The sequence below is a fragment of the Desulfoplanes sp. genome (genome assembly GCF_054921335.1).
Map to the genome: position 1 here is coordinate 1 of NZ_JBUDSQ010000109.1, position 6243 is coordinate 6243.

Consider the following 6243-nt stretch of genomic DNA (forward strand, 5'->3'; position numbering starts at 1 on the left):
CTTTTTACAGCCCGGTGGGGCGTTCAAGTTCCCGGCCTTCGCCGGGATGACGGTGGTCAGAATGCCAGCAACTTGAAAAAAATCTCTTTTTACAAGACAGGTAGGTCATCAGAAAAGATCCATACGCAGGTTGCCCATGACATAGTGCAATCGGTACGCGGCCCGATAGGTCTCGATACGTGCGGCCACGGCCTGGCTGGTGGCGTTGATGAAGTTTGTCTCCCCGTCCAGTACGTCGAGCAGGGAACGTGTCCCGAGTGTGCGCTCCTTACGGGCCAGGTTGAGGAATGCTTCGACAATGACTACCTGGTTTTCCAGATACTTGTGATTTTCCCGGGAGATGAGCAGATTCTGCCAGGCATTGGCGACCTGCTCTTCAACGAGATCTCTGGTGTTCCGTTCCATGTTCTTCAGACGCAGGATCGCGGAACGACCCGCTCGGACGGCGGCCATGTCCGATCCACCGTTGAAAAGATTGTACTTGAATTCAACCCCGGCCCGACCCTCACGGCGGATGCCGCTCGCGCCGTCGTCGTTCTCGCGTCTTTTCCCTTCCAGGACAACATTGAGTGTCGGATAATAGGCTGCTTTGCGCACGGTGAGGTCGTGTTCGGTTGCCTGGACATGGTGCTTGGCGATGAGGATGTTCGGGTTGGCGACCAATGCCTTTTGCGTGGCCTCTCCAATCGTCATGGGGATTTTGGCGAAGGCCTTGGGAGGCAGGGTGAACCCGGCGATTTCTTCATCCGTGAGAGTGCGTTTGAAAACCGCCCTGAACCGGTTTTGGGCCAGGAGGAGCTCTCCCCGTGCCGTGACCAGACGCGCTCTGGCCCCTGCCAGTTGGGATTTGATCTGCAGGACGTCCGATGAAAGACCTGCTCCCTTTTCCACCAGGGTCTCTTCCATGCCGGTCTGCTTGGTGATGTTCTCCTCGGAACGGATGGCGTATTTGAGTTGTTCCCTGGCCTTGACGACCTGCAAGAAGGCATCGATCCCGTCGAGCAGGACATCCTGCCGGGCCTGTTCAAGCTCGGTCCTCGCTCGTTCTGCCTCTTCATTTGCCCGGTCTATCCTCCCCGATGTTCTACCGAAATCGGTCACAAGCTGACTCCCCCGAAGGGTCTGGACGTTGCGTAGCTCGGAGGTGTCCGAGTGGTCTGTCCTGCGGATGTCTTCCTGCCCGGCTTCGGAGAGAAGATCCACCGAGGGATACCAGCCGCCCCGGGCTTGTTCGCGTGCTGACAAGGCGGCATCACGGTTGGCCTCTGCGGCCTTGATCAGTTCATGGTGATTCATGAGTTCGGGAAGAATGTGCCGCAGACCCTGGGCTTGGACGAGCCCGTGCAGGCAAAACAACACGATCATGGAGGCGAGGAGAATCTTTTTCATCGGGGCACCATGGCTAAGGGGGAAAGAGAACAGCGTCCGGTCACAATATCGTGGAACCGACATGGATAAAACGCCGGGGATAGCTTTGAGGATCTATCTCCTTGAAACATTGCAGTATTTTTTGAAAATTTTTTAGAGGCGTCAACGTGTATGACATTTTTTTTCAAGTCATACACATTCCATTGCACAGCTGAACATTTTCTTCAAGAGATTTACGTACAGCAAGAAGGTAAGGAAGGGGGGCGGAAGGGCACAAAAAAGCCGAAGGCACAAACTTGTGCCTTCGGCTTTTTTGTGAATGGATGCGGCGCCATTAAAAATCCAGGGTCGATTGCCAGGCCTTGGCAAGGGATCCGACACGGCTGGTGAAAAGGGATTTGCCATCCCTGAAAAAGGAGAGTTCCCTGTCCGGTACGGTTTGGCCGATCCAGGCCATGGATTGTCCGGAGAAACAACGTTCGAACCGCGTCCGGTGTTCGGGTTTGACCGTGACCAAGAAACGGCTGGCCGACTCGCTGTATAGGAGTTCTTCCGGAGACAGGAACGTGCCCTGGAAGGGCACCCGATCCAGATCTATCTGGGCCCCGATGCGTCCCCCTATGGCCATTTCGGCAGCGGCCACGCCCAGCCCGCCGTCCGAGAGGTCGTGGCAGGAGGTGACATACCCATTCCTGACGGCCTCGAACATGGCCAGATAGCGGTTTCTCGCGGAAATCAGATCCACCTGGGGAACCTGGCCGCCCTTGATGCCCAGCTCGGAGCAGAATTCACTGCCGCCGAGTTCGGCGCGGGTCAGCCCGAGGATGTAAATGAGTTCGTCCGGTGCCTTGAAATCCGACGTCTGGCATTTCTCGATGTCCGGAATGACCCCCATGACCGAGAAAAGGACCGTGGGGGGGATGGAGATTTTGGTCGTTCCGGCCGTGTAGTCGTTCTTCATGGAGTCCTTGCCCGAGATGCAGGGCACCCCGTAGCCTATGCAGAAATGGGCCAACGCCTGGTTGGCCCGGACCAGTTGGGCCAGCTTGTATTCCCCGTCCGGGGTTTTTTCCGACTGGACCGGATCGCACCAGCAGAAGTTGTCGATCCCGGCCATGTGCCGGATGTCCCCGCCCACGGCCACGGCGTTTCGGATGGCCTCGTCGATGCAGTTGGCCATCATCCAGTATGTGTCCAGGTCGCTGTATTTGGGGCAGATGCCGTTACTGATGACCAACCCCTGGTTGGAACCGAGCACGGGCCGGACCACCCCCGCGTCACCGGGACCGTCCAGTTCGTCCCCGACCAGGGGTTTGATCACGCTGCCGCCCTGGACCTCGTGGTCGTACTGGCGGATGACGTATTCTTTGGAACAGATATTGGGTCGGGCAAGCATGCGTCCCAGAAATTCGGCCCCGTCGCCTACCGAGGCGGGATCGACGGTAACGGAAACAGGCAACTCCGGGCGTTTCCACACGGCCGAAAGCTCCATGCGTGGAGCCCCGTCGTGCAGGAAGTCCATATCCATATAGCAGATGGTCCTCTCCCCATACCGGACGTGGAACACGCCGGAATCCTGGAATTCACCAAGAGCCGTGGCCTCCACATCCATCTCCTTGGCCAGGGAGAGAAATGTTTCCAGGTTTTCCGGGGGAACGGCCAGGGTCATCCGTTCCTGGGCCTCGGAAATGAGGATCTCCCAGGGGTCCAGCCCATCGTATTTGAGGGGGGCGAGTTGGAGATCCATGTTACAGCCGCCGCATTCCTGGGCCATTTCGCCCACGGAAGAACTGAGCCCCCCGGCCCCATTGTCGGTGATGGCGTTGTACAGACCAAGGTCCCTGGCCCGCATGAGAAAATCGTACATCTTGCGCTGGGTGATGGGGTCGCCGATCTGCACGGCCGTGGCCGGTGACCCCTCGTGGAGTTCTTCCGAGGAGAAGGTCGCTCCGTGGATGCCGTCCTTGCCGATGCGTCCGCCGGTCATGACGATTTTGTCCCCGGGGAGGGCCTTTTTGTCTTCGCTGGGATGCCCCTTGACCTCCTTGGGCATGGTCCCGATGGTCCCGCAAAAAACCAGGGGTTTGCCCAGGTACCGTTCGTCAAAGAGGATCGCCCCGTTGACCGTGGGAATGCCGGATTTGTTCCCCCCATGTTCCACGCCCTCGCGCACCCCCTCCAGAACCCGTCTGGGATGGAGCAGTCTGGGGGGGATTTCCTTGTCATAAAAGGGCGATGCGAAGCAGAATACGTCCGTGTTGCACAGCAGGTTCGCGCCCATGCCCGTGCCCATTGGATCGCGGTTCACGCCAACGATACCGGTGAGGGCCCCGCCGTAGGGGTCCAGGGCCGAGGGACTGTTGTGGGTCTCCACCTTGATGCACACATTGGTCGAGTCGTCGAACCGGACCACCCCGGCATTGTCCTTGAAAACGGACAGACAGAAATCGGCTGTACCCATGCGCTCGCGCAGTGTCTTGGTGCTCCCCTGGACAAAGGTCTTGTATAGGCTGGTTATGGTCGTGCGTTTGCCCGTTTCCGTGTCCGTATAATCGATGGTCGCGTTGAAGATCTTGTGTTTGCAGTGTTCCGACCAGGTCTGGGCCAAACACTCCAGCTCCGCGTCCGTGGGATTGGCCGGCAACCCCTGCTGTTTGCGTTCCTCGATGGTCTGGGCCTTGGTGAAATGGGCCTTGAGGAGGCGCATCTCCTTGAGGCTCAGGGCCAGGGTTCTGGACCGGCTCAATTCCATGAGGCCCTCATCATTGCAATCGGCCAGGGGGATGGTTTCCACCCTGTCGGAGGCCTGCCCGGTGACCCTAGCGGCCTGGGCCGGAAAGCCGGGGTCTTTCGTCCATTCTTGATGGGAAGCGATCTGGAACCGCTGAATAAGTTCGTTGGCCAGTAAATCTTTGGCGATATGCAGGATCCCATCCCTATCGAGGTCTCCTGTGAGCATGTATTGGGTGGCCGTGTACACGGCAATGGAATCGCAACGGTTTTCGGGTATCCCGAGGGCGGTAACGAGACTTTCCTTGGCGGTTCTGCCCTCGTTGTCCGTGACTCCGGGGCGGAAACCCACTTCGATGACCCAGTCGAAATCGTCGGCCAGGGGGCGCAGGGACGGAACATGGAGGACTGGATCGTGCAATGCCGCTATTGCAACGACACGTTCGACTTCCTCTTGGTCCAGTCCGGTGACCGTGTAGACCTTGAGCATCCGGACACGGTCGATGGACATGTTCAGTTCGTTGCGTATTTTCCGGGCGATGTTTTCGCCCTGCACGTCGCGTATGGACGTTTGGAGACCTATTTCAATCCGTGTAAGCATAGAAGAAAACTCCCTTGTGGGGCCTCGTCTGAAAAAGGCCCCGTGGACAGCGGTGTATGGAATCCGGTGAAGCCGACAGGGAAGGTTCAATCGGCGAAGACAATGGCATTTCCCCCATGGGTTTTTGCGGAGTAACTCGCCTTGTCCGCGCGCAGGAGGAATTTTTCCGGTGTTTCTTGTTGGTTGAAAAGGGCTAAACCCATACTCAGGAATATGTCCTTTCCGAAATACTTGTTGAAATTTTTCTTGATCCGGACCGCCAGATTCTCGAGTGCACCGGGGGTGATCTCGGTAGCCACGACGACAAACTCGTCCCCCCCATATCGACAGGGCGTGTCCATGCCCTGCCTTGTGTTTTGTTTGAGTATCGCGCCGATGGTGGTCAGGACCTTGTCTCCCGCCTGGTGTCCATACTTATCGTTGAACCCCTTGAAATTGTCCACGTCAAAAAAGATCAATCCCAGAGAGCGTCCGGTCCGTACGCATTTTTTTGTCTCTTCGGCCAGGGCGATGTTGAATTGGTACCGGTTGAACACCCTGGTCAGGCTGTCATAGGTGGCTTGGTGCCTGAGCTGTTTTTCCAGCCGGCGGATTTGGGAAACGTCCCGGCCGACAATCAGGTATTGCTGGGGGGAGCGGGACAACTCGGAGATGACCATCTCAAAAGTCCGTTTGGTCGACCTGCCGTCCCAATCCATGGAGATTTCAATGGGAGAAGGGGCATGACCCAGTATGGAGGGTTCCCATGAAATGCCCGCATTGCTGTCTGGTGTGGCTATATGGAAAAAATTTTTGCCCCGCCAGGAAGAAGAGCCGTTGGGCGAGACATAGGAAATTTTTCCCGAGCTATCGAGGGTCATGACGATGTCCTGCATGGACGCGACGAGATTGTGCAGAAAGGTCCGTTGTTTGAGGATGTCGAATTCGATGCTCCTGACCCTGGATATGTCCTCGACAAGAGCGATATGTTCGATCCCGCTTTCTTCGACCTGTCGGGTGATCGTGAAATATATACACGACTCCCCGGTTGTCGGTTCGACCCCCAGGGGACAAAAAATGCGCGAAAAATCATCCGATTTTTTTCCTGCCAGGTACCGATCCAGATCGGGATCCTTGGGATAGCCGAAACCCTCGGCCAGGGCCGCTGAGAAATGTTTACCCGGCAGTTTTTCCGGTACCGGATAGATCGACTGGAAATGGGTGTTCGGCTGGAGGATGTATCCGTCCCTGTCCAGCCGGACGACACCGATGGGGATGGTGTCCAGAGTCCGGGCCTTGGATTCCATGCGGGCGTGGTCCTGGAGATACAGGGCATAATTTTGGCCCACAAAACGGAAGTAAAGGTCGAGGTCCTTGTCCTTGCCCAAGCTGCTGTCCTTCTTGGCCAGTCTGAACGCACCGATTTTCCGGCCTTCGTCCCATATGTCGATGATCGGTCCCCGGTGTTCCCATGGGAAGGGGGTGTTTGCTGGAATCTCTCTGCAACGATCGTTTGCGCGGATATTGTGGAAAAAGGTCCAGTTGCTTGAAAACGGGGAGATAAG

At 57.1% G+C, this 6243-nt stretch carries 3 protein-coding genes; all 3 read right to left on the minus strand.

Translation table 11 applies throughout. From position 1 onward, the window contains the following. Positions 1-108: 108 nt before the first annotated feature. A complete protein-coding gene (locus ACY692_RS13715; RefSeq protein ID WP_462325942.1) occupies positions 109-1389 on the minus strand; it encodes a TolC family protein in 1281 nt (426 codons plus the stop codon). A gap of 313 nt (positions 1390-1702) precedes the next feature. After that, entirely contained in the window at positions 1703-4699 is a 2997-nt protein-coding gene (locus ACY692_RS13720) for an AIR synthase-related protein (protein WP_462325943.1), read from the minus strand. A gap of 86 nt (positions 4700-4785) precedes the next feature. Further along, a partial coding sequence (locus ACY692_RS13725) for a sensor domain-containing diguanylate cyclase (RefSeq protein ID WP_462325944.1) occupies positions 4786-6243 on the minus strand: 1458 nt, incomplete at its 5' end.

What these genes read in the sequence shown, in the direction of transcription:
- ACY692_RS13720 (WP_462325943.1), bottom strand. Translation starts at nt 4,699, where the DNA reads ATGCTTACACGGATTGAAATAGGTCTCCAAACGTCCATACGCGACGTG.
- ACY692_RS13715 (WP_462325942.1), bottom strand. Translation starts at nt 1,389, where the DNA reads ATGAAAAAGATTCTCCTCGCCTCCATGATCGTGTTGTTTTGCCTGCAC.